Source organism: Paenibacillus wenxiniae (assembly GCF_039822605.1).
Lineage (GTDB): Bacteria > Bacillota > Bacilli > Paenibacillales > Paenibacillaceae > Saccharibacillus > Saccharibacillus wenxiniae.
In genome coordinates, this window is record NZ_JBCGUH010000003.1 from 521,677 (window position 1) to 546,923 (window position 25,247).

At 46.1% G+C, this 25,247-nt stretch carries 20 protein-coding genes; 12 read left to right on the forward strand and 8 right to left on the reverse strand.

All coding sequences use genetic code 11. The features are described 5' to 3' along the window. The first annotated feature begins 78 nt into the window (after positions 1-78). A complete protein-coding gene (locus AAHF22_RS23870) occupies positions 79-342 on the forward strand; it encodes a GNAT family N-acetyltransferase (protein WP_371834036.1) in 264 nt (87 codons plus the stop codon). A gap of 47 nt (positions 343-389) precedes the next feature. On the opposite strand, the gene AAHF22_RS08190 is transcribed toward AAHF22_RS23870, so the two are convergent. Further along, positions 390-941, reverse strand: a complete 552-nt coding sequence (locus tag AAHF22_RS08190; RefSeq protein WP_347324506.1) for a hypothetical protein — start codon at positions 939-941, stop codon at positions 390-392. 119 nt (positions 942-1,060) lie between these two features. Between AAHF22_RS08190 and AAHF22_RS08195 the strand changes: the two genes are divergently transcribed. Beyond that, positions 1,061-1,975, forward strand: coding sequence for a phosphatidate cytidylyltransferase (locus AAHF22_RS08195; protein ID WP_347324507.1), 915 nt, complete (start codon positions 1,061-1,063; stop codon positions 1,973-1,975). Positions 1,976-2,747: 772 nt separating this feature from the next. Here AAHF22_RS08195 and AAHF22_RS08200 read toward each other — a convergent pair. Then, positions 2,748-3,641: an alpha/beta hydrolase gene (locus AAHF22_RS08200; RefSeq protein WP_347324508.1), complete on the reverse strand. Its 894-nt coding sequence runs from the start codon at positions 3,639-3,641 to the stop codon at positions 2,748-2,750. A gap of 520 nt (positions 3,642-4,161) precedes the next feature. Here AAHF22_RS08200 and AAHF22_RS08205 point away from each other — a divergent pair. From AAHF22_RS08205 to mtnK, 5 genes are all read left to right on the forward strand, one after another. Then, positions 4,162-4,794, forward strand: coding sequence for a LysE family translocator (locus AAHF22_RS08205; RefSeq protein ID WP_347324650.1), 633 nt, complete (start codon positions 4,162-4,164; stop codon positions 4,792-4,794). Between the two features lie 770 nt (positions 4,795-5,564). Next, positions 5,565-6,665 carry a sugar ABC transporter substrate-binding protein gene (locus tag AAHF22_RS08210; protein WP_347324509.1) on the forward strand — a complete coding sequence of 367 codons (1,101 nt, stop codon included), beginning with the start codon at positions 5,565-5,567 and terminating at the stop codon, positions 6,663-6,665. Positions 6,666-7,055: 390 nt separating this feature from the next. Then, positions 7,056-8,585, forward strand: coding sequence for a sugar ABC transporter ATP-binding protein (locus AAHF22_RS08215; RefSeq protein ID WP_347324510.1), 1,530 nt, complete (start codon positions 7,056-7,058; stop codon positions 8,583-8,585). Then, positions 8,582-9,568: an ABC transporter permease gene (locus AAHF22_RS08220; protein WP_347324511.1), complete on the forward strand. Its 987-nt coding sequence runs from the start codon at positions 8,582-8,584 to the stop codon at positions 9,566-9,568. The genes AAHF22_RS08215 and AAHF22_RS08220 overlap by 4 nt, the downstream gene beginning before the upstream one ends. Before the next feature lie 404 nt (positions 9,569-9,972). Beyond that, positions 9,973-11,187 carry an S-methyl-5-thioribose kinase gene (gene mtnK / locus AAHF22_RS08225; protein ID WP_347324512.1) on the forward strand — a complete coding sequence of 405 codons (1,215 nt, stop codon included), beginning with the start codon at positions 9,973-9,975 and terminating at the stop codon, positions 11,185-11,187. A 373-nt stretch (positions 11,188-11,560) separates the two neighbouring features. On the opposite strand, the gene AAHF22_RS08230 is transcribed toward mtnK, so the two are convergent. Genes AAHF22_RS08230 through AAHF22_RS08245 form a run of 4 tightly spaced genes read right to left on the reverse strand, consistent with a single transcriptional unit; the run spans position 11,561 to position 15,944 of the window. Then, positions 11,561-13,075, reverse strand: coding sequence for an efflux RND transporter periplasmic adaptor subunit (locus tag AAHF22_RS08230; protein WP_347324513.1), 1,515 nt, complete (start codon positions 13,073-13,075; stop codon positions 11,561-11,563). Positions 13,076-13,123: 48 nt separating this feature from the next. Beyond that, positions 13,124-14,686, reverse strand: a complete 1,563-nt coding sequence (locus tag AAHF22_RS08235) for a DHA2 family efflux MFS transporter permease subunit (RefSeq protein ID WP_347324514.1) — start codon at positions 14,684-14,686, stop codon at positions 13,124-13,126. A gap of 15 nt (positions 14,687-14,701) precedes the next feature. Next, positions 14,702-15,355, reverse strand: a complete 654-nt coding sequence (locus AAHF22_RS08240) for an HlyD family secretion protein (protein ID WP_347324515.1) — start codon at positions 15,353-15,355, stop codon at positions 14,702-14,704. A gap of 40 nt (positions 15,356-15,395) precedes the next feature. Then, complete coding sequence (locus tag AAHF22_RS08245) at positions 15,396-15,944, reverse strand: PadR family transcriptional regulator (protein WP_347324516.1); 549 nt, start codon at positions 15,942-15,944, stop codon at positions 15,396-15,398. A gap of 412 nt (positions 15,945-16,356) precedes the next feature. Here AAHF22_RS08245 and AAHF22_RS08250 point away from each other — a divergent pair, with 412 nt between their 5' ends. From AAHF22_RS08250 to AAHF22_RS08260, 3 genes are all read left to right on the forward strand, one after another. Continuing rightward, on the forward strand, positions 16,357-16,971 hold the full coding sequence (locus tag AAHF22_RS08250; RefSeq protein ID WP_347324517.1) for a sugar O-acetyltransferase: 615 nt from the start codon (positions 16,357-16,359) through the stop codon (positions 16,969-16,971). A 136-nt stretch (positions 16,972-17,107) separates the two neighbouring features. Next, the gene (locus AAHF22_RS08255) at positions 17,108-17,695 is read left to right on the forward strand and encodes an imm11 family protein (protein ID WP_347324518.1); all 588 of its coding nucleotides are present in this window, start codon (positions 17,108-17,110) and stop codon (positions 17,693-17,695) included. A gap of 126 nt (positions 17,696-17,821) precedes the next feature. Beyond that, positions 17,822-18,631, forward strand: a complete 810-nt coding sequence (locus AAHF22_RS08260; protein ID WP_347324519.1) for an HNH endonuclease — start codon at positions 17,822-17,824, stop codon at positions 18,629-18,631. 254 nt (positions 18,632-18,885) lie between these two features. Here the strand turns inward: AAHF22_RS08260 and AAHF22_RS08265 are convergent, their stop codons facing one another. Beyond that, positions 18,886-19,596, reverse strand: a complete 711-nt coding sequence (locus tag AAHF22_RS08265; protein ID WP_347324520.1) for a GntR family transcriptional regulator — start codon at positions 19,594-19,596, stop codon at positions 18,886-18,888. A 579-nt stretch (positions 19,597-20,175) separates the two neighbouring features. Between AAHF22_RS08265 and AAHF22_RS08270 the strand changes: the two genes are divergently transcribed. Next, positions 20,176-22,167, forward strand: coding sequence for a beta-glucoside-specific PTS transporter subunit IIABC (locus AAHF22_RS08270; RefSeq protein ID WP_347324521.1), 1,992 nt, complete (start codon positions 20,176-20,178; stop codon positions 22,165-22,167). A 252-nt stretch (positions 22,168-22,419) separates the two neighbouring features. Further along, positions 22,420-23,859: a 6-phospho-beta-glucosidase BglA gene (gene bglA / locus AAHF22_RS08275; protein ID WP_347324522.1), complete on the forward strand. Its 1,440-nt coding sequence runs from the start codon at positions 22,420-22,422 to the stop codon at positions 23,857-23,859. 327 nt (positions 23,860-24,186) lie between these two features. On the opposite strand, the gene AAHF22_RS08280 is transcribed toward bglA, so the two are convergent. Beyond that, the gene (locus AAHF22_RS08280; RefSeq protein WP_347324523.1) at positions 24,187-24,702 is read right to left on the reverse strand and encodes an SRPBCC domain-containing protein; all 516 of its coding nucleotides are present in this window, start codon (positions 24,700-24,702) and stop codon (positions 24,187-24,189) included. Positions 24,703-25,247: the final 545 nt, after the last annotated feature.

Here is a 25,247-nt window from a genome sequence, read left to right on the forward strand (position 1 = left end):
TATTTTACACTTACACGAATAAAATTAAATATTAAAAAGACGAGCACGATAAAAGATGAACATTGATTTGCACTCCATATTGCTCGGCTCGCTGTTGCAAAGTCATTCCAAAATCAGGGCATTGGATCTGCGATGATAAGTCATATTATGAATCTTGCCATATGCATTAATGAGCGATTTATAGTTACAGATGCTCTTTTTGAGAAATGGACATGGTATCAAAAGCGCGGCTTCAGCTATGTTTTTGAGGGAGATATTCATCCTGATACCACAAAAGGGATGGTCTACATGCTGTATGACTTATATGATCCTCAAGTTTTGGAAGACTATTTTGACGAATAAACGTATTCCCCTATTACATGGTTAGGTTGATCTGCCTTCTAGCCACCCTACTCCACTTCCTGTTCCGGTCGATAATCACGCAACCTGCCTTCATAGACGATCCGCAGCCGCTCACTCGTGCGCAGATCATTCGGCGTCACCAGCGCAGGCAGTTTATTCCACAGCTTAATCCCCGAGCGATGCAAAATCTCCGCCACAAACTGCGAGCAAAAGTACGAATTGCTAAACTCCACCGGCTCCTGCAAAGCGACGCCGATAATACCAAGCAGGTTATATCCGTATTTTGGACTGCTGCGAATAAAAATATTTAACACACGCTTCATCTTTTCCACTTCGCGCAAAGTGACCTTGAGTTCGTAGATGACACAGGTCGTATTCGGATATTTGCTATATGTACCTGTCTCGATATTTTCTTTTACAAAACCGCCGTTGAGCGGATTACTTGGATGCTTACGTCCAAAGCTATACAGCTCGTGCAGCTCGCGATCAAATGAGATCGAAGCATGGTTATACGGTGCCTTCGTATATAGCTGGATCATGCGCGTGAATAGGGTTCCGGTATTGGTTAACAAAATAAAAACCGACTGCTCTTCGTTCATGCTGCAATTCCCCTCTTATCAAGTTCACGTTATTCCTTCATAATAACATAGGAGTACCTGTCTGCTCAGTCATCATTTGGCAGATTGTAAGCATGTTAAGGATAGGGTGGTGAGACGGTATGAGTGGTTCTGCGTTTACGCTCATTTTGATTTTTGTAGCTATGCTTATGATTCAGCTCGTGTACATAGTAATTGGCAAGCTTCAGCCGGATCGAGATTATCGTGTGATCGGGGCGCGCATCAAGACGTGGTGGGGTATGTTTTTTATTTTCTGTCTGGCGACGCTGTTTAATCCAATCGTCTCGCTGCTGTCGCTAATGGTACTGACGTTTTTCGCGCTTAAGGAATATTATTCGATGATTCGCACGCGCAAGGCGGATCGGCGGCTATTTCTGTGGTCATATCTGGCGATTCCGCTGCAATTTTATTGGATTTATATTGGCTGGTACGGGATGTTCATCGTGTTTATTCCGATCTATGTATTCCTGCTCTTGCCTTTGCCACGTCTTATTAACAAAGGTACAGGCGGCTTCTTACGCAGTGTAAGCTCAACCCAGTGGGGCTTGATGCTGATGGTATTTGGACTTAGCCATCTGGCTTATTTTCCATTTGCGACACCGCAATATGGTGGTGGGCTGGTGCTGTTTCTCGTTGTGCTAACACAGCTTAATGATGTAGTGCATTATGTAGCATCGATGTATATCGGCAAGCGGCGGATCGTGCCGACCTCGAATCCGCATATTACGTGGGAAGGATTTGCCTGTGCCTTTGTCGCGACCACACTGGCTTCGTATCTCATCCATCCTTACCTGACCCCATTTGGCTGGGGCTTTGCGCTGATCATCGGGGCGCTCATTAGTCTGGCTGGATTTTTCGGTAGTTTGACGCTGTCGGTGCTCAAACGTGATCTACTGATCGGAGATAGTGATCGCGTGGAAGCGCTCAAGGAAAGCTATCTAAGCCGTGTGGACAGTTTGACGTATACGGCGCCGGTATTTTTCCATGTGGTGCGTTATTTCTTTGATTTTATGTAAAATGAATGGTAGCTCTGTGTATGGTCTCATTCCCAACTAGAATGGATAGGAGGTGTGAGGCAGTGTACGCAAACGGATGGGTTAGCGCAAAGGCATAAGGGGACAAGCTACCCTATCGCACGGAAATCTAATGATTAGGAGAACAGTTAGAGTGCTATGTTCAAAAACTGTACGATATTTTGCTTCGCAAAAATCCTTTTTCATTGCACCCCGTGTTAGGAGATCGCTAACACTGAAGCAGTACAATATTTTGCTTCGCAAAAATCCTTTTTCATTGCACCCCGTGTTAGGAGATCGCTAACACTAGAAGTCATCCTTTTCCCTTGTTTTCTTGCCACTGTTCCGTTCGTTTTACATCGATACGAATAGTCGTACACGCCGTATTATGCATATTGAATGGTCGAATCTAATTATTTCTACTATTAGTATTATAGGTGTACTTGCTCTATTGATCCTTGTTACTGTCGCTTCTGTCCGTGCTTATCGCAACCGCAATCAGCGGCGGTAACGATCATTGCCAAACGTTCTCTTTTAGCGCATCTACCTGTATTCATGATCCAATACGCACGTAGTCAATAACGGGAAGTACAGGTTATGTGCCTGTGTTATTGCTACTGTTATTGTTACTAACCGCGTATATCGATCTAACAGCGCACATTGATTTAACAATAGGAAAACTAAACTAGCCACCAGCTCCCTTTACAGGCGCTGGTGGCTAGTGATTTATGAAGTATGGAACATTGCATAAATGATAGCTGTACGACTCGCTTGTTTATTTCGTAAAAGCTTCCTTCAAATGATCCGCCATCAATTCCCATGCTTCCAGTGAATTTTCAGCGGTGCCGTTATGGGTGAAGCCGTGCGCTTCGCCTGGATAATCGCGATACACGACCGGTACGCCTGCGGCTTTCAGACGCTCCGCGTACTTCGCTGCTTCCGCAGCCAGCGAATCTTTGCCCGCTGTAATGACAAGTGCTGGCGGTAGTCCTTGCAGTGCTTCATCCGGTGCCCATACTGGTGAAGCCAGTCGATCGCGTGCATCTTCTTCATTATCGATATACATCGCATTGAAAGTACGCGCCATCTCCGCAGGAATTGCCTCCGCAAAGTCAGGCTTATCGCCAGGATCGGTGACCAGATCAAGCGGTGGATAATCCAGAATCTGATAACGGATCGGTAATACATCACCACGCTCATGATTCAAAATGCACACCGCTGCCGACAAATTCCCCCCCGCACTATGTCCACCGATCGCCATCCGCTGTGGATCAACATTCAGCTCGGAAGCGTTCTCATATACCCATGTGGCAATCTCATAGCACTGATGCACAGGTGCCGGGAACTTATACTCCGGTGCCAGCACATAATCGACATTGACGACTACACAATTTGTACGTTCCGCGATAAAAGCACACCACGGATCATCCATTTCCGGTTGTCCCATAATGAAGCCACCGCCATGCAGATTAATAAACACCGGTAGTGCTTCCTGCACGTTCAGCGGACGATATACATTCGCACGCGCCTCTACTAGAGAGGTAGGAATACGAATCTCTTCGCGCTGTGCTTCCGGCATCCGAGGCGGAGCAAGCACCGAACCATCAACTTGAGCGAAGCTTTGCTCTCTGATCTGACGTGCCATTTCGATTTGTTGCTGCTGATTCATGTGTATCACTCCGTTTCGTCATTTGAACCTATTTACAAGCTAAAAGTATCGGTTAACGGGTTAACATATAGGAGCCAACAAACGCTAGATCCCCTGCAACATAAACGATACAGACTGCCTATTATTCGATATGTACAGCATGAAATTCGATGATGCCAGTACATTTATACTCTTATTACAAATAATTATAAGCAGTGTAGGCACGTCATTGTACTATGTTTGCAGAATTGATCGTCGTTGTTTGTCCTACTTTTACTATATTCCCATTTTACATACGATTCAAACTTCGCTTTCATAAAGATAGCATGTACACATCATGAACGATGCCGCTTCCAAACTGGTTTATTTCCTCCGCTGTGGACAAATCAATCACTTTACTTATAACTAGGCGCTATAGCCAGCGCGCCAAAATCGCTTTTTGGAACGATTATGGCGCTTTTTCTCTACTAACGAATGCCATTTTCGGCAAATCCCGTTATAATCAGAAGCATCCTCATGACCCAATAAGGAGCTGATAACACTGGATATTTGGACGATTCTATCTTTTCTCGGCGCAGCGATACTATTAACCGTTATTCCCGGCCCAGACAATATGTTCGTGTTAGCGCAAAGCATCACACAGGGCAAAAAAGCCGGTATCGCCACCACACTCGGTCTGTGCACCGGCTTGCTCGTACATATTACAGCGGCAACGCTTGGCGTGTCCGCAATGATTTACCAATCCACACTCGCCTTCAATATTGTAAAATATGCCGGAGCCGCCTACCTGCTCTATCTGGCATGGCAATCTTTTCGCGCTCCCCATAGCGAAGTATGGAACAGCGGTGCAGATCGGCAAAATCATGATCAACTGACCGCACTGTATCGCCGCGGCATTCTCATGAATGTACTCAATCCGAAAGTATCGCTATTCTTTCTGGCGTTGCTGCCGCCTTTTATCCATCGTGAAGCCGGACAGGTTCCGCTGCAAATGCTGCTACTGGGCGTTATTTTCCTCGTGCAAGCCTTATTATTGTTCATTTTGATCAGTCTGTTTGCCGATCAGGTGCGTATGTGGCTCGTGCGTAGCCCTCGTTTTTCACGACAGATGAATTGGATTCAAGGTACGATCTTCGCTGCGATTGGACTAAAGATCGCACTAAGTAGCCGTTAGAAAATTTGCCTACGATCCTATACCGGTTGCTCGCTGTATCATTGAATTTGGTATACCTATACAGCGAGCCTTTCAGGTATGTAGCTTCATCAAGATCAGATACTTCCCTTCATCAAGATACTGAAATTGCGCTGTATACTAAGGCTGTTTATTTGCAGTCAAAGCATCGTCTTTTGTCCTACCAACACCTATCCCATCGAACTCATTAACCTCCACCCCATCGTTCCACCATCCATCATAACGTCATACTTTTGATTCTAACTACAGGGCGATCCAGTGAATCGCTTACCTTTTCAACGTCTCAAAATTTATTCCAATACCCTCCTAAACGCATAATCACCGATCTTAGCTCCATCACTCTTTTACTTGTTATAGGAAAAAGATATACCTGTACCCTACTCCCCAATAGCATATAAGGTGGTAAACTAATATCCAGACTTACGCAAGTCCGTGATTTTATAAAACTATGAATCTATTAGGAATATATGCATAACTATAAATGAAATGCTAATCGTATCCTCGGCAAACATTTCGACTTCTATACTCTCAACAGATATCGTTCGGTCTATTTTTTATATTTATACAACTAAAAATATAAATATCCATTTTATTCACATTACTCCAAATCAATTCCAGAGCAAAAAAGTCATTTATTTTTATTTTAACAAAACCAATTGACATACTCGGATTTAGATTCTATATTAAATTCTAATATCGCTAGTCGCACTCATTTAAAGCTTTAACGCAACCATGTACAGGGGGAAAAGAAAATGAATATTCGTTTAAAATCCACAGCTTTGCTCGCTATTCTGCTAATCTTCACCGTCGTGCTAAGCGCTTGTGGAAGTGGGTCCGCTAATACGACTGCCTCTGGAAGCGCAGAGAATACTTCTGGCAATCCGCTTGCAGGTAAAAATATTGCACTGATTATGCGTCTGAATAATGGTACATTTTCCGCTCAATATGTAGATGGGGTAAAAAATCAGGTGGCGAAGTATGGCGGTACGGTTACCGTTATTGCCGCAGACAACGACTTAAGCAAAATGGCATCTTCGCTTGATGCAGCCGTTAACCAGGGACAATTCGACGGCATCCTGATCGACCACGGCGATGCTGGCGCATTGACTGCCGGTGTACAAAAAGCGGTTCAAGCCGGTATTCCGGTTGTCGCTTTTGACTCCGCACTGGATGGCGTACAGGGTGTAACGAGCCTGGCGCAAAACGATCAGAAAATGGCTGAAATGACGCTGGAGCAACTTGCCAAAGATGCAGGTGGCAAAGGCAATATCGTAAAAATCTGGGTAGCTGGCTTCCCACCGATGGAATCCCGTCAAATCTCCTATAAAAAGTTCCAGGAAAAATATCCGAATATTAAAGAAGTCGCTGCATTCGGTACAGCTGATAACGCACAGCTGGATGCACAGACGCAAATGGAAGCAATTTTGAAGCAATACCCGAACAAAGGCGATATCACTGCGGTCTGGGCAGCATGGGATGAATTTGCTAAAGGCGCATCCAATGCGATCAAACAAGCCGGCCGCGATGAAATCAAAGTGTACGGTATCGATATGAGCGACGAGGATTTGACGATGATTCAAGATCCGAAAAGCCCGTGGGTCGCTTCCGCAGCCGTTGATCCGACGACAATCGGCCGCGTACAGGTTCGTTATTTGTACCAGAAATTCGCTGGCAACAAAACCGATGATAAAGTCGAGCTGGAACCGGTATACGTCACACGTGAAGAACTTCCTAAAGACAAAAAAGTAACGACCGCTGACCTGAACCAGTACGTAAAAGGCTGGGGCGACAGCGATCAAGGGAATACCGATCAACTGAAAGAGCTGGAAAAAGCAGTCGCTGCTGGCAAATAAGGCACATCGGACACGATCATTGAAGTACATCCTATAAATGAGCTTGCTCACTTGGATATAACGTTCCGTTCATTTTTAACAGACATTGTTCAATAAATGAGCGACTTCATACCGATTATCGTATACGTCGTACATGGAATTTTCAGAAGCTATTGCTTAAACAAATAGATCGCCTATATATCCATAGATGGTTATTTTAAGGCAGCATATGGCATGCAGCGATCATACTCCACCCGTAACAGAGAAGACCTAACAGTAAAACCGCATGGATTGATATCCGATCCAGCGATCGTCTTCACCTACCCATAACAGTATCGATCCACCTGTGCGGTTTATGCCCGTGCAGGTGGATACTTTGCTATTACAGGAGCAACAGAAAGGAGCATCATCATGAGCAATTCCGCAGCGACCACCGGTGGCAGTTTACAAATGACCGGTATGTTCAAATCGTTTGCCAATGTTCCCGCGTTGCAGGATGTGTCATTTCAGGTCAACAGCGGTGAGATTCACGCCTTGCTCGGCGCAAACGGCGCTGGCAAAAGCACGCTGATGAAAATATTGTCCGGTGCGTACAGCGCCGATCAGGGCAGCATCACGATTGATGGACAGACCGTAATGATCGATTCCCCTGCCGCCGCCAAACGTGCCGGTATTCAATGTGTGTATCAGGAAGTCGATACGTCGCTGATCCCACAGCTGTCTGTAGCGGAAAATATTTTGCTGCACCATATTACCGCGTCCGGCGGCAGTCCGATTTTGAATTGGAAATCCATCTATACCGAAGCGGAGAACATGCTAAAGCGGCTTGGCTTTGCGATCGATGCGCGTAAGCAGGTGAGCGAATTGACACTCGCGGAAAAGCAGCTGGTGCTCATCGCTCGTGTGATGGCAGAGAAGGCACGCTTTGTCATTTTGGATGAGCCAACCGCACCGCTTAGTATCGAGGAAGCCGAGCGACTGTTCACGATTATGGAAGAACTCAAATCACAGGGGATCGGCGTTATTTTCATTTCACACCGGTTGCCGGAAATTTTCCGTGTCTGTGATCGGATTACGGTCATGCGAGATGGCAAGCGTGTGAGCACACTGCCTACCGCGGAGACGAATGCGAATGAAGTTGTGCATTCGATGTTAGGACGGGCGTTTGAAGAGGAGTATCCGAAAGTATTTACCGAGATTGGCGAGCCACTGCTAACGGTTAGCCATCTGGCAGCTGGACGGTATGTGCAGGATGTGAGCCTTGAGGTAGGCAGTGGTGAAATCGTCGCGGTCGTCGGTCTGGTCGGCGCAGGCAAAACCGAGCTGTCCAAGCTGCTATTCGGTGCCGAAACCGCCGACCGTGGCACGATTGAGCTAAATGGCAAACCGGTTCGTGCGCGCACACCACAGCAGGCGATCCAGGCAGGCATCGTGCTGGTGCCGGAGGAACGGCGCAAGGAAGGGATTCTTGTAAAAGAATCGGTGCTCCACAATCTGAGCTTACCTATGCTGCAAAAGATTACCTCGCTCGGTATCATCTCCGGACGCTCTGAACGTAAGCATGGCGATGGACTGATCGGTGCACTCGGCATCAAAACTGCTTCCGATCGCCAGCTCACCGGCTATTTGAGCGGTGGTAATCAACAAAAGGTCGCTATCGGCAAATGGATGGAAACGAACGCTGACATTTATATTTTAGATGAACCGACCAAAGGGGTCGATATTGGAGCCAAACGCGATATTTTCAAAGTGATCGGCGGTTTGGCTCAGCAGGGTAAAGGCATTTTGTATCTGACCTGCGAATTTGAAGAAGCGCTTGGACTGGCTGATCGCATCCTCGTCATGTGTGATGGACGGATCACCAAATCATTCGCTTATGGCGAAGCTTCGCATCAGGATTTGTTATATTACGCCAGCGCAGGCCGGGAGGAACTTGTATGAAACACCAGCTAGCCCATTTCTCATATCGTTACGGAGCGCTGATCTTTATCGGTCTGGTACTGATCTTCTTCTCCGTATATAACACGCATTTTCTCACGTATAACAATATTACCGACATTTTGCGTTCGATCTCCATCGTTACGTTTGTGGCGATCGGCATTACGATCTCACTCACGGTCGACGGCTTCGATCTGTCCGCAGGCTCGACCGTTTCCCTGACTACGGTCGTAGCCGCGGCGATGATGGTCTGGTATCAAATGCCGCTAATCGTCGTGATCATCGTACCGATCATTCTCGGTATTCTCGTCGGCTTGCTCAACTCACTGTTAATCGTCAAAATCCGAATCCCCGATCTGCTCGCCACACTGGCGGTCATGTACATCATTAGCGGGATTCATCGCACGTATACAAAAGGCTATGCGATCTATAACAATATGCAATTTCAGGACGGCACCAAAGCGCCAGGCGTTATGCTAGACTCATTCCTATGGATCGGTCAGGGTCGCCTGCTGGGCGTTCCATTCCCGGTCATTCTGATGATTCTCGCCGTGATCGGCATGCATCTATTTTTCAAATACACACGCGGCGGTCGTCAGATGATCATGACCGGCAGCAACGAAGAAGCTGCTCGCCTATCCGGTCTGCGTGTCAATCGTATTCGCACACTCGCATACGTTGCATCCGGCATCTTCGCAGCGATCGGCGGCATCCTGTTCGCTGCACGCGTCGGCTCCGGTCAAGTGGACGCTGGTTCCTCCATGCAAATGGACGCACTCGCAGCCGTATTCGTTGGCTATTCCGTCTTCGGCGCAGGCCGCCCCAACGTGATCGGTACGTTTTTCGGCGCCGTCTTAATGGGCATCCTCGTCAACGGTATGACGATGCTCAATGTCCAATACTACGCCACCGACATTATCAAAGGTGCCGTACTCGTTCTGGCGCTGGCCGTCACATTCGTGCATCGTGCTCGGCAGAAGGGTTGATGCGCGTAAGCGTAAGGAATACGTAATGAATGATGAATGGCTCCAAAAAACGTATGGAGCTAAGAAACCGATATTCACTTGCGAGAAGCAAGATCATGTAATCACCAAAAGTAAATGATACGAGTTTATGAAGTGTTTAACTGCTACAACACGCACAGGGAATACACTTACCCGAACTTTGAACACCTCTGCGATTGCTGCGACCAGCACAGAACAGCGCAAGGAAATAAGGGATATGGACACCTTTGGATAGGCGTGAATCTACATACTATCCTAATACAGTAGATTCCCGCGTCTCCACCGAAGTCTGTTCCCTTATTTCTTGCCGGAGTGGTGTACCTACCCGCACCGACAGTTCACGCCCAAACGTATGGGCAAGTTTTTACCAACGCAAGGAGGAAACTATGAACACATCTACCCACGCTACCTACGAACCGTTAAATGAACAAACTGCGATTCAACTGGCTGTGAAGCTAAACCTGTTTGACGACAGCACCGGACTACACTGTCGCGAGATTGGAGATGGCAATCTGAATCTCGTCTTCCATATTATCGAGTCGGCGACTGGACGCGGCACTATTATTAAGCAGGCACTGCCTTATGTACGTGTGATCGGGGAAAGCTGGCCGCTCACGTTAGAACGGGCACGGATGGAGAGCGAAGCGCTGCAAATCTTCGCCCGCTATGCACCGGATTATGTGCCTGTCGTACATCATACAGATGAGCAGTATGCGATTACCGTGATGGAAGATTTATCGCGGCTCACTATCGTACGTACAGGCTTTGCCGAAGGCGCAGTCTATCCGCTACTGTCTACCCATATCGGTGAATATCTGGCACGTACATTGTATGGTACGTCTGACTTTGCACTTGGGGCAGAGGCACGTCGTGAACTGGCACTGCAATTTCATAACCCGGAGCTGTGTAAAATTACCGAAAATTTCGTCTTCACCTATCCGCTGATCGACGATGAGAGTAACGCAGTTGAGCCAGGCTTGAGTGAACTGGCACAGCAATTGTGGGGCGATGAGAAGCTATTGCTGGAAGGCGCAAAGCTCAAGCAGCATTTTATGACTTCGGCGGAAGCATTGCTGCATGGTGATCTGCATACAGGCAGTATTTTCGCGAGTGATGAGGAGACGAAAGTGATCGATCCTGAATTCGCCTTTTATGGTCCGATTGGTTATGATATCGGGTTGTTCATTGCCAACACATTGCTGTCTGCACTTGCTCGTCAGGATGATACCCGTGCGCAACTGTTACATCATGTAACAAATGTGTGGGATGTGTTCCAAACGCGTTATAGCGAGCTATGGCAGGCGGATAATCAGGAGTATTTTGCCAAAGTTCCCGGTTATCTGGATTATCAGCTACAGCATATGTTGGAAGATACCGTCGGTTATGCGGGTAGTGAGATGATGCGGCGGGTAGTCGGTCTGGCACATGCGAAAGACATTGAGGCGATTCAGGACGATGCCAAGCGTCTGCATATTAAGTCGAGTGCGGCACGTCTGGCACGTGATTTTATCGTGAATCGCAGCCATTATCGTAGTGCAGCGCAGATCGTGCAGGCATTGCAGCAGGCGGATCAAGGCGCAGAGATTCAGATTCACGCCTAATAGATTTATCCGCGATACCTGAATACATGCGCATAATGAGAAACAGATAGCGCAACCCAATGTCTAAATCATCAGGCGATACTAGATAATTGTGTAGTGATCATCGTCGTATGGTCACTTAAATTAAAAAGAGAGCACGCATACGATGCGGCTCTCTTTTGCTATTATGCTTTTTCGGTTATTCATTGGATTGATTAGTGTATTGTTGCAGGCAGCCGGGTTGGCTATCTTCTACATGCTCACATAGATACGAAACATCAGCCGTACTAGTGATGATGTCCGATTACATTGCACTTTTCCTTGATTGGTTTCTTCAGCGCAATCATGGTCTAATCTTTAGCTATTACTGATTTATACGTTGTTTATTAGCCAGTCATCCGTTCTGCGACAGTGTAATTGTCGTATTGCTATCCAGCAATGCCTGGTTGTTCTCGATCACTTGATCACCTGCTTTTAAACCGCCGGTGATCAGTGTTTGAGCACCGCTTGTAGTGCCGATCGTCACTTGTTTGCGAATGGCTTTGCCTTTTACAGCGATATAAACGTAAGCATGTTTACCGTCTTGGACGACCGCTTTGGTTGGAATAATCAGACCCTCTCTGGCCTCATGGCTAATAAAGCTAACATTGGCTAGCATACCAGGTTTTAGCTTGCCATCTTTGTTGGAGACGGCAATTTCTACCGGATAGCCATTACCATTGGTCGACTGCGGATCGATCCGTGTTACCTGCCCGGTTGCCAGCACATTCGAGGCAGATACGTTAATTTGTACGGAATCCCCTTTTTGCACATGGTCGATTTCACCAGCTGGCACATAAATGATAATATGCACAGTATCAATATCACTAATGACGAGCGATGCTGCGCCTGACGGTGTCATTTCGCCTACTTCGATATTTTTAGTGACAACGATACCATTCGATGGTGATTTGACGACCGCATTGTCCAGTTGATCACGGGCGATATCGACGTTTAGCTGTGCTTGCTTAAGCTTTTGCTGACTTGCTTCGATCCCGGCAGTGCTTTGTGATACTGCTAATTGACGCTGTGCATTACTATAACCATCATTGGCATTGGCATAACCGCTAGTTGCGTTACTATACGATTCGCGTGCTGTAGCCAGCCCTTTATTTGCTGTAGCTACTGCATTTTGAGCCGCTTGCAACTGGTCTTCCGCATTCGCTTTCGCATTGATTGCATTATTGTACGCCGTCTGTGCACTACTTACGGCAGCTTGCGCCTGTTCCAATGCAGCCTGCGTAGCCAAACCGTTGCTCAGCAACGACTGTGTACGTGTTAATGTAGATTGTGCCGTTTTTAGCGCTTCGGCCGTTTGTTTGATCACATTATTAGCGGTCGATACACCAATTTGGGCTTGTTTTAACGCTGTATTCGTTTGATTGACAGCGGACTGCGCCTGATTGATGCCATTTTGCGCCTGTGTAATCGCACTTTTGGCAGAGATAACACCACTTTTTGATCCGACCACGCCCGAATTAGCAGAGACGATGCCCGATTCGCGGGAAGCTTGCGCAGTTTGCACTCCAGCCGCCGCTGCATCGACGTTTGATTGCGCGATTTTCAAATTATTTCGCAGATCGTCATCTTCCAGCTTGAACAACACTTGACCTGGTTTCACCGGTGTACCGACATCGACGGAGACGGCAGCGATTTTGCCCATCATTTTCGGTACGATATTGACCGTTTCCGACGGATTGACTGTACCGGTATATACTTCGCCCTGACCGATTCGTCCTTGTTGAGCGGAAGCAACCTTGACGGTCACATTCATTGTCGATGCAGCTTCATTACCGTTAGAACAACCTGCCAGCAGGACAGTACTCAGTACGAGTGCAGTGGCAGTCATTTCCCATTTTTTGATTCTCATAGCTCGTTTCCCTTTCGTTCTATAATCCATAGCACACCAATCGTACATTTACGGCGCTGTCTGTATTTCTTCCGTTATACGTGTATGTCCGGGTTGTCTCTTGCGGATCAGAAACAGAAACATGAGCGGAATACAGCAAAATAACGGAATCGCTGACAACAGGAATGCATCGGCAATTCCCCGCGCATACGCGTCGAGTGAAATAAGCCTGCTCACGCTCGAAAGCCATGAGCTACCCAGCACGGACTGCAAATATTGTGCACTATCGGCTGTTACCGATTCGGAAATATGCTGTGTATGCAACGCTGCCCGATTTTGCATAATAAACGTCAAAATCGCAATCGCCATCGAACCGGCAATCGTCCGAATGAGATTGGAAGCAGCCGATGCGCTACTCACTTTCGCTGGTGACACTTCGTCCGCAATCGCATTCATCCCCACCGTCGATAACGGCATCAGGCAAAGTCCGATTCCCATTCCACGAAGCGACATGACGATTTCAAACCAAACTTTTGATGTTTGCGGAGACAGGACGTGCAGATGATACGTCATCAAGCTGGTTAACGTTAATCCAACAACCGCCAGCGGCACGATACCGATACGGTCAACCAGCTTACCGGCAATCGGCATCATCAATGCCATAGCGACCGCCTGTGGCAGTAAGGTAATTCCAGTCTGAATCGCGGAGAACGACAATACATTTTGCAAAAAGAGTGGTGCCAGAAACGTGCCGCCCATCATGCCCATCATGACAAAGCTGGACGCGATCACACTGATCGAGAACTTATAGTTTTTAAACAGCGATACATCGATCACCGCATTATCTTTGCCACGCTCTACAACAATCAAGAACACAAGTGCCCAGAAAGAGATAAAGAATAACCCTACAATTTTAAAAGATGTCCATCCAGATGAAGAGCCGTTCGACAGTGCATACAGCAATGTTCCTGCACAGGTCGCTGCTAACAAAAAGCCTACCAGATCAAATTGGATCGGCTTGTTTTTTGGTGGCTCTTTGATCAATACGAATACCATCAAAATCGCAAACAGAGCGATCGGCAAACAAGCGATAAACAGAAAACGCCAGTTAAACCATTGAATCAGATAGCCACTTAGCGTTGGCCCGATCGCTGGCGCTGCCATCGCAGCAATCCCCCAAAGACCGATCGCTAACCCTACCTGCTCACGCAGCATAATTTTGTATATGATGGTCATCCCAAGCGGCATAATTAGACCGCCACCGAGACCTGCAATAATGCGTGCCACAATCAGTGACATATCGCTCCAGGCAAAACAACACATCAGCGTACCTAATGTAAACACAGCTAATGCTAACATCATAAATTTCTTATAGCCGATCCGCTGCTCCATAAAGCTAGTAATGGGTACGATAATGCCAGAGGCGAGTGAATAGCCGGTGATCACCCATTGAATGCGCGTCGTCGTTGAGCCAAGATCGTTTGTTAGTTGTGGAATCGCTACATTAATCAAACTGTTGTTCAACACAGCAACAAAGGTGCCCAGTACGATCGCCCAGAAGGCAAGCCAGCGTTCACGCGATGTGAAACTTTCCGGCCCGGCAGGAGCTGTGTTCAAAGCTTCCGTTGACATCGAAACACGCTCCTTTTACGGTGTATGAATCTTAACTTCGACATTCGTACCAGGGATTAACCGCAATCCTTTCGGTATATTCAAGGCAATCTCAACCGGAATCCGCTGCGTAACTTTATTAAAATTACCGCTTGTGTTCAACGCTGGAATGGCGGAAAACACCGAGTTGGATGCCTGCCCAATTCGGCGCACTTTACCTTGAATCATCTGGTCATTATCAGCGTCGAGCGTAACGTCAACGAGTTCACCCAGCTTTACACGGTTAATGTCCGTTTCTTCGATATTGGTAGAGACATACAGATTGTTCATATCCGCCATAATCGCTACTGGAGCGGCTGGCGAAGCCATCTCACCTGTTCTGGAATACAGTTTAAGGATCGTACCATCAATCGGTGCACGTAGCATCGATTTACTGATGTTTTCCTGCGGTAAGCCAGATACGTCCTGTTCGGCAATCGGCTGATTGCGTGTTAGTGTATCCCCTTCCTCGACGTCGAGATGGGTTAATTTGGCGCTAATCTGTGGCATTACCTTGTACTGGTCGGCTGTAATACGAGCATCATCACTTTTGATATAATATCTGCCTTCATACCAATAGTAATAACCGAGTGCACCGCCGCTAATGACCAGCAGCACAACCAGAATCGATAATGTGAGTTTCTTCTTCACTTTCTCCACCTCAACCATGTGAATTTTACCTTTATCTAAGTTACTGCCCGTTATTCAGTTGCTCGATTACATTGAGCATATCCTTTAATGCAACAAGCTCGTGTTCCCGTCTGGACACTGCATAGCGGATAATAAATGAATACAATTGCTTCTGCTCAGTTTGATCATCAAGCACCTTACCATCGATAATATGCTCCTGAATGTCCGTTAGCTCACCTTCACGTTTTTCAATGGCTTCCTGCAAAAAGAAAATAATCCGCTTTATATCTACCAGCCTAATAAACAGCAGTGGTGCCATAAGCGATGAAATATCAGTTGGCTTGGCAAAGCTTTTATAAATCATGCTCCGCAGGCCATCGCGTCCTTCGTCCGTAATACGATAAAAGCTTTTATCTGGATAGTTGGCCGATTGGATCACTTCAACCTTTTCGATATATCCTTTTTTGTTCAGGGCATCAAAATTGTAATACAGATTGCCATCGGTAATGTTAACGGTACCACCTGTATTCTCAGCAATGCGCTTTTTGATTTCATAAGGATGGATATCTTGCTGCCATAACGAACCGAGAATATAAATTTGTAAAGACAATAGCTTCCCACTTCCCTTCTTACCGCTGCTCTTCCATTTTTGAAGTAGCGACATAACGTTCATTTTATTGTTACTGTGTTCTTTTCTAACTCTGTATAGAGTACTCTGTACAGAGTGATTATGCACATAATATACAAAAATTGATTTAGCCTGTCAATATATTAGGTAACCTACTTTTATAAAATGATCAGTATTCGGATGAGTTACTGGCAGCAGCGTCGAAGCAAGCTAACAAACACCATTTGACAGAAATAAAAGCACCTATTACGTTATATATAATTGTGGAAGTTCGTTCATTGATGAAGTTCGTCATAGTAAGCAGGCACAGACACTCCATATGGAAGTACACACTTTATATGGTTACATAACAGCGGTTGTTTAACTTATTCTCAAGCAAAAGGAGTCGGAATATATGAATCAGAAACAACGCATGCAGCACGGTCTTCCATACAAGTCCTCACTCGATGGTCTCAAACAAGAACGTGAAGCATGTCAGCTCAAACTGTATGATTACAATCATCTGCGCCCGGATGAGTATGTACAACGCGAAGCGCTTATTCGCAGCGTGCTGGGCAAAGCAGGAAGCGATATTCATATCGAAGCGCCATTTCGATGCGATTATGGGAGTAATATTGAAGTGGGCGATCAATTTTATGCGAATTATAACTGTACGATTCTGGATGGCGGCAAGGTGACGATCGGGCATGAGGTGATGTTTGCGCCCAATGTATCGCTATATACAGCCGGGCATCCGATTCATCATATTCCGCGTAATGCCGGCTATGAATACGCGCTACCGATCACCATTGGCGACAATGTATGGATCGGCGGCAATGTCGTCATCACACCTGGCGTAACGATTGGCAATAACACTGTTATCGGTGCAGGCAGCATTGTAACGAAAGACATTCCCGCCAATGTGGTCGCTGCCGGCAATCCGTGTCGGGTACTTCGTGCGATTACCGAGCAGGATCGCGCCTATTATTATAAGGATCAACGATTTGATATTACTGCCGATGATCTATAAGCTATCTTTATGAGCAGATACGAATAGCATCTGACCTACACGATGCGGATCTATACAGGATATGCAGTTTATGTTTAATAGTGTACTCATACGAATCAATAACACACAATCAGTCCGATAGGAGAGTACATGATCCATGACCTATTATATGCTGGAATTCCAATATCCACCCAAAGGGTTCATTTCAGGTGGTGCTACTTTCGAGCCAGAGCTGGATACCTATTATGATCCATTCCAAACCGAGGTAGCTTCTGACACGATTGCCGAAGTCATTCTCGATTCCAGTGTACGCAACATGAATGTCGACCTGTTCTATACCGGCACGCGCGCGCTCGTCGTTTCGGATGCTTTCAAACGGCTACTCGAAGAGTGGAACGTCACCGCGCAATTCGTCCCAACACATGTACAGTATTACAATCATGTTCCTGTACAAGCAACATACTGGATTGTCCATCGTTTGCAGGAGCTGGATAGTGTCGACTATCAACAATCCGACTATGCAGGCAAGCCGCTTGTACTACGCTCGATCGCTACTCCACCACGACGCGTCGCGAAAGGCTTTCAGCAGATTGTGCTGGACGAATCTAAGATTGGGGCAAATGAGTTTTTTACGTTGGCATATACGTATACTGCGAACCCGATCATTTCAGAAGCGCTGTATCAGGAGAGTAAACAGCGGAAGTTAAAGCTTCATGCTACGCCTGTCGGTGAGTTTAAGCCTTAATATTATTTATTTGGGCATATGGCATGAAGGATATTAAATGTGATCTTAGAATTATATATTATTGGAAAATATTATAATTTGATCCATTATCATTTTACTTAAATCTAGGATACGAGGAGGATATGCATGTACCATGACCCGATGTCTAGGCAACAATCTAAATCACCATCGACGCACATGCCTGTCGTGCAGCAACAACCTGATCAAACGAAAACGACAATTTCTTCTACTTCACGTCATATCTTGCAATTATCTTCTCAATTAGGGAATCAGCAATTGGGAAAATGGCTGGCAAGGCAAGCGAATTCGGTAGCTTCCTATACTACACCCGTAATTCAGCGTGCACGCTTTTTGAGCAAAGACGATGCTGGATCTATAGAAGAAGCAATTCAGATTACGCTGAGTGGAATGGAAGATGATATTAGAAATCATAGGGGCGTTAATATTCAGCAATACAAAGACTTGTATAGTATTTACAACAATTTTGATGCTGGCTCTTTAGCTACAGCAACGATCGAAGGAATCCGAAAACTTACAAAAGGCTCGAAGTATAGCCGTTTAAAAGATTTGGATGCTTGGATGGAAAGTTTGATTACAGGCAATGTGCGTAGCTCCAACTATCCAAGTTCCTATAGTTCAACAGCTCAACAAGCATTTGATACATATAAAACTAACTATGAACACCCGTTCAATACAAATCAATGTCGCTGTTCCTCTTGTAGACGTTATGTAAACAAATCAGATATGACAATCGACCATATTGAATCTGTAGCTGCACATTGGAATAGAATCGGTCGCAATACAGACCGAACTACACGCCATAATTGGTATAGTTATACAGGCAATCATGCATATTGCTGTAGAGCCTGCAATTCCAGTATGGGTTCTGGTGGAATTCGCTATAAAATGACTGTTGGGCGTAATTATAGTGGCTAGTACAGATATTAAAAAACGTATGGGTCATAAAAGTTTTAAGTTCAAATATCCCATCAATCGCGATTGTACACCATTCAAATCAAAAATAACCGAAACCAAAAAACGAAGTGATCCATAATGGATTCACTTCGTTTTTTGGTCTGGCGACTGACGTTTAGTAATTGCTGCTTAATGCTGAGTCGTTACCTTTAACAGGATAGCCATATTTCTCACGCCCATCCTATTTACAGTTTTACTCCCACATCTACCCCACTTCACATCCCATGCCCATTCGCCTGAATGAAAAACTGCGACTGAATATAATTATACGTAATACGCGAGAAGTCGAACGGTTGTCCATTGGCTAGATGAAAGATCGTTTCTACCTCAAGCTTCGGATCACCCTTATTCAAGCCCAAATGACCTGCCTCTTCCTCCTCCAACTTACCCACATGCAAATACGAATCGGAAAAGCCGATCTTCAACCCTAGCCCTTCACGAATATAATCAAAAATTGAATCCGATACGATCTCGTTATTCAAATACGTTACAATCGCCTTGTTATAGTACGATTCCTCCACACAGAGCGTCTGTTCATAAATGTAACGCACACGCTTCACATAATATACATCCTGCTCGGTGCTGATGTTCAGATTAGCAGCCGCTTCACGCGTCGGCTTACCTACCGATAGCTCCAACACCTGCGATGTAATCGGGAAATGATCCAGATCGCGAGTAAACCCTTGATTTTTCAGCAGACTAATATAGCCTTTACGACCATGACGGCGGACGAAGATGCCGCTGCCCCGCACCTGAAAAATAACACCGCGTTCCTCCAGCAGTTCCAGCGATTTGATAATCGTACTTTTGCTGACGCCGAATTGCACCATTAATTCGTCCAGTACAGGCAATTTGTCGCCCTGTTGCAGTGCATGCTCCTGAATGTATTTTTCAATCTCTGCGGCAATATGCTGATATTTTAACATAAGCAGTCCTCTTCATTCTCAATATAGTAGTGGGTATGTAGCTTAATAATTCGTTGGCTAATCAGTTTGGGTTAGACCAACAACGATCTGCTGCGATAACGGTGAATAAAACGCGATTCATCATTTCTCCAAAAGCATTCGTTAGGGCTTGTAAGCAAGCTGTTTTTCTGGAACAGATACCACTTCGGCAAGCAATGATGAACGGACTCTGGTCTTGTACAGGAATGTACCCATAAGGAATACATTGTAGATACCCCTGCTCAAAAGTCGTCCTTTTCCCTTATTCCCCTCCTGCTTGCACACGATTTTGCGTATACGACCTGGTTCTCGAAGAACATATAGACGTTGTTAACCAGACACTTTACCGAAATTGTACCATATTCTTTCTAAAACCTCACTTTCAAATTGTGTGTTCAAAATTAAATAATTTGGTTATTGATAAATTATACCGTTATAATTATAATATGAGTGTACTATATTGATAACGCTTTTATTATACGAGCACAACGAACAATTCAGCGAAAAACAATTTCAGTGCAGCAATCTATCTTACTGTTCATACATGAAGGAGTGGTTTCATTGTCGGGAAAAGTTAGAGATTATCCAAAACTGGCACATGACATATTGGAAGCGGTTGGCGGCGAGCAAAACATCGCTGGAGCGACACGCTGTGCAACCCGGCTACGGCTTGTACTGAAGCAAAACAGTGCACAGGCCAAAGAGACTGTTTCCACGATGCCGGGTGTCATTACCGTTGTTGAAAATGGTGGACAGTTCCAGGTGGTGATCGGGCAGCATGTCGGCGAAGTCTACGATGAATTCGCTAAGCTTGTGCAGCTAGACACCAATGCTGACGAGCCACAGCCGAAAGGTACGATTTTGAACCGTATTATTGCGACCATGTCGGCGGTGTTTGCGCCGTTTGTGTATATACTCGCAGCAGCTGGTATTATGCAAGGTTTGCTCATTATTGCCAGTCTGCTATTCCCAAACTTCGCGCAATCTGGCACGTATGGAGTAATCAGCTTTATTTCATGGGCGCCGTTTACGTTCTTACCAATCTTCATCGCCATTACAGCATCCAAACATTTTAAAACGAATACGTATATCGCCGTCGCCTGTTGTGCGGCGTTAGTCAGCCCAACCTGGGCAGAAATGGCTGCACAGATTGCCGATGGAGGCACCGTTAACTTTCTCGGCATCGCGCTGACAGAGACTACATATACTTCTTCTGTATTGCCACCGCTGTTTCTCGTCTGGATTTTGTCTTATCTGGAGCGCTTCCTGAACAAGCGTATTCATGAAGTGATTCGTCCACTATTTGTACCGCTGCTATGCCTGCTCGTGATGGTCCCGCTGACGATCGTATTGATCGGTCCAGTAACGACACTTGGTGCTAACGGCATTGCAAACGGATACAACTTCCTTGCTGAAAATGCACCTGCATTAGCTGGCGCGATCATCGGTGGTTTCTGGCAGGTCATCGTGATCTTCGGCGTACACTGGGGTGTGACACCGATGGTACTGGCGAATTTCGAGCAATATGGACGCGATTCGTTCCAGGCGTATCAGACGATCGCGGTAGTTGCACAGATCGGTGCCGTACTTGGTGTTATTTTGAAAACGAGAAGTCAGGACACGCGTAAAATTGGTATTTCTGCGGGCATAACTGGACTGTTCGGCATTACAGAACCAGCGATCTATGGCGTAACGCTGCGTTTCAAAAAGCCAATGATCTTCGGCTGTATTTCCGGTGCAGTTGGCGCGATTGTAGCGAGCTTCTTCAATCCGTATTACTTTGCTTATGCCGGTTTGCCAGGCCCACTGACGATCGTAAATAGCATTAACGCGGACTATCCAACATCCGTATGGGGCATCCTGATCGGTTCTGCGATTGCGATCGTACTGCCCGTCATCCTGATCCAACTGTTCGGCTATGGTGTAGACGAAGCCAAAACACCAGCTGGTGATTCCAGTCTGGCAAAGGAACAAGGACAACCAGCAGCAGGGACAACAGCAGCACCTGTAGCGAGCGCCAATCAAGCGATGAGCGCCATCAGTGCAACGGCTGGTGCAGACATCGCCCACCGTCAGACAGATACGGACAGCTTATCAGGTGAGGAAACGATCAGCGCTCCACTTGTCGGTAAAATCGTCCCTTTAACCGAAGTACCGGACGAAGCATTCAGCTCTGGTGCAATGGGTCAGGGACTGGCGATCGAGCCATCCGACGATAAGCTGTATGCACCATTCGACGGCACGGTAGCTACCGTCGCACCGACGGGACACGCCATTGGACTACGTTCCGATACCGGCGTCGAACTGTTTGTGCACATCGGACTGGATACTGTCAAACTCAAAGGCGCCCCCTTCCAACTGAATGTAAAAGAAGGCGATGTCATCAACAAAGGCGACCTGTTGCTGCAATTTGATAAAGCACTGATTCAGAGCAATGGCATGCCAACGATCACACCTGTGCTCGTGACCAACAGCTTTGATTACAAACAAATCATCGTTGGCACCGGGGAACAAGCGACGACGGATGCCGATATTTTGACCGTAATTCGTTGAGTTAATTTAAGCGATAAGGCCACTAGATTAACAAGCACGTGTAACTACGACCGCTACCAGAAAGATTTTTTACCTTTGCCTATACAAAACAGCCTTATTTTACAGCTTTGCAGTAGAGCAATCTACATTTCATCCTAATGCGTAGATTCTCTACTCTCCCCGACTCTGTTGCCTTGTTCTTAGCACAGCGGTGTAACTCAAAGTAAGTAGAGAGATAAACGAACTATATTGGACACTATGGAGGAATTCATCATGAGCAAACTACCTGTAAACTTTCTATGGGGCGGCGCACTCGCTGCCCATCAATTTGAAGGCGGCTGGAATGCGGGCGGCAAAGGACCGAGCGTGGTCGATGTGATGACTGCCGGTGCGCATGGCGTACCACGCCAGATCACGGACGAAATCGAACCGAACACATTTTACCCGAACCACGAAGCGATCGACTTTTACCATCAGTACAAAGACGATATTGCGCTGTTTGCCGAAATGGGTCTGAAATGTTTGCGCACATCGATCGGTTGGAGCCGCATCTTTCCACAGGGTGACGAAGATACGCCGAATGAAGCGGGCCTGCAATTTTATGACGATGTGTTCGATGAACTGCTCAAGCATGGCATCGAGCCAGTGATCACGCTATCCCACTTTGAAATGCCACTCCATCTAGCACGCGAATATGGCGGTTTCCGTAGCCGTAAAGTGATTGAGCACTTTGTGAAATTTGCCGAAGTTTGCTTTACCCGTTACCGGGATAAGGTGAAATACTGGATGACATTTAACGAGATCAATAACAAAATGGACGCGCACAACCCGATCTTCCTCTGGACGAACTCCGGTGTGATGGTCAAAGAAGGCGAAAATGCACGCGAGGTCATGTATCAGGCAGGACATCATGAGCTGCTGGCAAGTGCACTCGCGGTTGCTAAAGGCAAAGCGATCAATCCAGAATTCCAGATCGGTGCGATGGTATCGCATGTACCGATCTATCCATACTCCTGTAATCCGAACGATGTGATGTTGGCAGAAGAAACGATGCGTGAGCGCTACTTCTTCCCGGATGTGCATGTGCGTGGTTACTATCCGAACTATGTACTCAAGGAATTTGAGCGTGAAGGCTATAACATCGTATTCGAGCCGGGCGATGAGGAAATTTTGCGTAACGGTACGGTCGATTATCTCGGCTTTAGCTACTATATGTCGACAACGGTCAAAAGCGATGTGCACAACGACAATACCGGTGATGTCGTAAATGGCGGTCTGCCGAATAGCGTCGACAATCCATACATCCAATCAAGCGACTGGGGCTGGGCGATTGATCCGGTCGGACTGCGTTATACGCTTAACCGTTTTTATGATCGTTACCAGATTCCGTTGTTTATTGTGGAAAATGGCTTTGGTGCGATCGACCAGGTGGAAGCAGATGGCTCCATCCACGATCCAGCACGCATCGAATATTTAAAATCCCATATTGAAGCGCTGGAGCAAGCGGTACATTACGACGGCGTTGATCTGATCGGCTATACACCGTGGGGCATTATCGATATCGTGTCGTTTACGACCGGTGAGATGAAGAAGCGCTATGGTATGATTTACGTGGATCGTGATAATGAAGGCAATGGCTCAATGAAGCGGTATAAGAAAGATTCATTCGAGTGGTATAAGCAGGTGATTGCAAGTCATGGGGAGCAGCTGTAAAAGCTACAACTACGAATAAGCATCCGATCGATCACAATATAAACGAATCCAAATAGAAAAAAAGGAACTGTTCGTCTTCGGACTGACAGTTCCTCTTTTTGATGTCATCTCTATTTAACGAATAAAAACGGCAGACTCGCTAATACGCAAACGAATCTACCGTCTTGAATGTACTATAACGATTTTTTTCCGAAACGTACATATGCAAAGCATAGACACTTTTCACTTTTCACTTCTTACTTCTTACTTCTTACTTCTTACTTCTTACTTCTTACTTCGAGCCTTTTCTGCTATCTTTTTCTGTTATTATCATCCGAAATTTAAATTTTATTTCTTCATCCGCGCCAAATGCGCCTCCAACCGATCCCATGTCTGCGTAATGCCCTCAGCCATACCCATCTCCATCACCTGCTTGAGCGATGCCTCGGAATCAAAATACGCGCGGCTGATCAGTCTCGTTTTCCCGCCTTCGTGCTGGTGGAACACGGTCTGAATGCGGCTGCTTGGCATGTCTTCCGAGACGCTGCCGTCTGCATTAGAGAAATAGTCGGTATAGACGATCTGGCTCGGCTTTTCGATCAGATTATAGACCGCTTTCCCCCATGATTCCTGTCCGTAAAAGTCACTCTGATTGCGATCCATACAGGTCATGCAATAATGCCACTCCCCACCTGGGCGAAAATCGATATGACATACGGTGAGTTCCCAGCCGTGCGGTCCCCACCATTGCTCAAGATGCTTGGCTTCAGAAAATGCCTGAAATACCAGCTCTGTTGGTGCATCGAAAATACGTTCTAGTGTGAGTTCCTGACCGTCTGTTTTGATAATCATCTGATCTGACATGAATGATGACCTCCTGAGCTTCGAATGAATTAGGTTTGTGATTCGGGATTTCATTTCGGTCTGAACGAAGATGAAGGTAATATGCGGCATAGCAGTATCATCGGATGATCGAGTCTATAATTGAACTGCCTGTACCTATCCCTATCATATCATCCCTATTACCCGGATTTGTATCGATACAATAGGAATTATTTTGCAGCGCTTCGGTCAAAAGCGATATAATACGTAACAGAGCTGGTATCGTTGATGAGTGCTATTTTTCCCAACTAGCTATAGCATCATCCCAGCCTATTTTTTTATTATCTTATGATTAAACATCCTATAAAATTGATGAATCCGGCACGTATACTCCATTCTTATTTCATTTCTATGTTAGTTTCTATATTATTTCCATTTGATTTCTATTCGATTCGTGCTCTATCTGTCTTCTATCTCGACTTCAGTTTCATCCTGTCTCGTTTTTATGAATACTCGATCTCTATGACACTTCTATAGAACATCATTATTTCTGCATAGCAATATCATTTCTGCATAGCAATATCATT

Excerpts from the sequence above, each read along its gene's own strand:
- AAHF22_RS08190 (WP_347324506.1), bottom strand. The coding sequence starts at position 941 with ATGAACGAAGAGCAGTCGGTTTTTATTTTGTTAACCAATACCGGAACC.
- AAHF22_RS08195 (WP_347324507.1), top strand. The coding sequence starts at position 1,061 with ATGAGTGGTTCTGCGTTTACGCTCATTTTGATTTTTGTAGCTATGCTT.
- AAHF22_RS08200 (WP_347324508.1), bottom strand. The coding sequence starts at position 3,641 with ATGAATCAGCAGCAACAAATCGAAATGGCACGTCAGATCAGAGAGCAA.
- AAHF22_RS08210 (WP_347324509.1), top strand. The coding sequence starts at position 5,565 with ATGAATATTCGTTTAAAATCCACAGCTTTGCTCGCTATTCTGCTAATC.
- AAHF22_RS08215 (WP_347324510.1), top strand. The coding sequence starts at position 7,056 with ATGAGCAATTCCGCAGCGACCACCGGTGGCAGTTTACAAATGACCGGT.
- AAHF22_RS08220 (WP_347324511.1), top strand. The coding sequence starts at position 8,582 with ATGAAACACCAGCTAGCCCATTTCTCATATCGTTACGGAGCGCTGATC.
- mtnK (WP_347324512.1), top strand. The coding sequence starts at position 9,973 with ATGAACACATCTACCCACGCTACCTACGAACCGTTAAATGAACAAACT.
- AAHF22_RS08230 (WP_347324513.1), bottom strand. The coding sequence starts at position 13,075 with ATGAGAATCAAAAAATGGGAAATGACTGCCACTGCACTCGTACTGAGT.
- AAHF22_RS08235 (WP_347324514.1), bottom strand. The coding sequence starts at position 14,686 with ATGTCAACGGAAGCTTTGAACACAGCTCCTGCCGGGCCGGAAAGTTTC.
- AAHF22_RS08250 (WP_347324517.1), top strand. The coding sequence starts at position 16,357 with ATGAATCAGAAACAACGCATGCAGCACGGTCTTCCATACAAGTCCTCA.
- AAHF22_RS08255 (WP_347324518.1), top strand. The coding sequence starts at position 17,108 with ATGACCTATTATATGCTGGAATTCCAATATCCACCCAAAGGGTTCATT.
- AAHF22_RS08260 (WP_347324519.1), top strand. The coding sequence starts at position 17,822 with ATGTACCATGACCCGATGTCTAGGCAACAATCTAAATCACCATCGACG.
- AAHF22_RS08265 (WP_347324520.1), bottom strand. The coding sequence starts at position 19,596 with ATGTTAAAATATCAGCATATTGCCGCAGAGATTGAAAAATACATTCAG.
- bglA (WP_347324522.1), top strand. The coding sequence starts at position 22,420 with ATGAGCAAACTACCTGTAAACTTTCTATGGGGCGGCGCACTCGCTGCC.
- AAHF22_RS08280 (WP_347324523.1), bottom strand. The coding sequence starts at position 24,702 with ATGTCAGATCAGATGATTATCAAAACAGACGGTCAGGAACTCACACTA.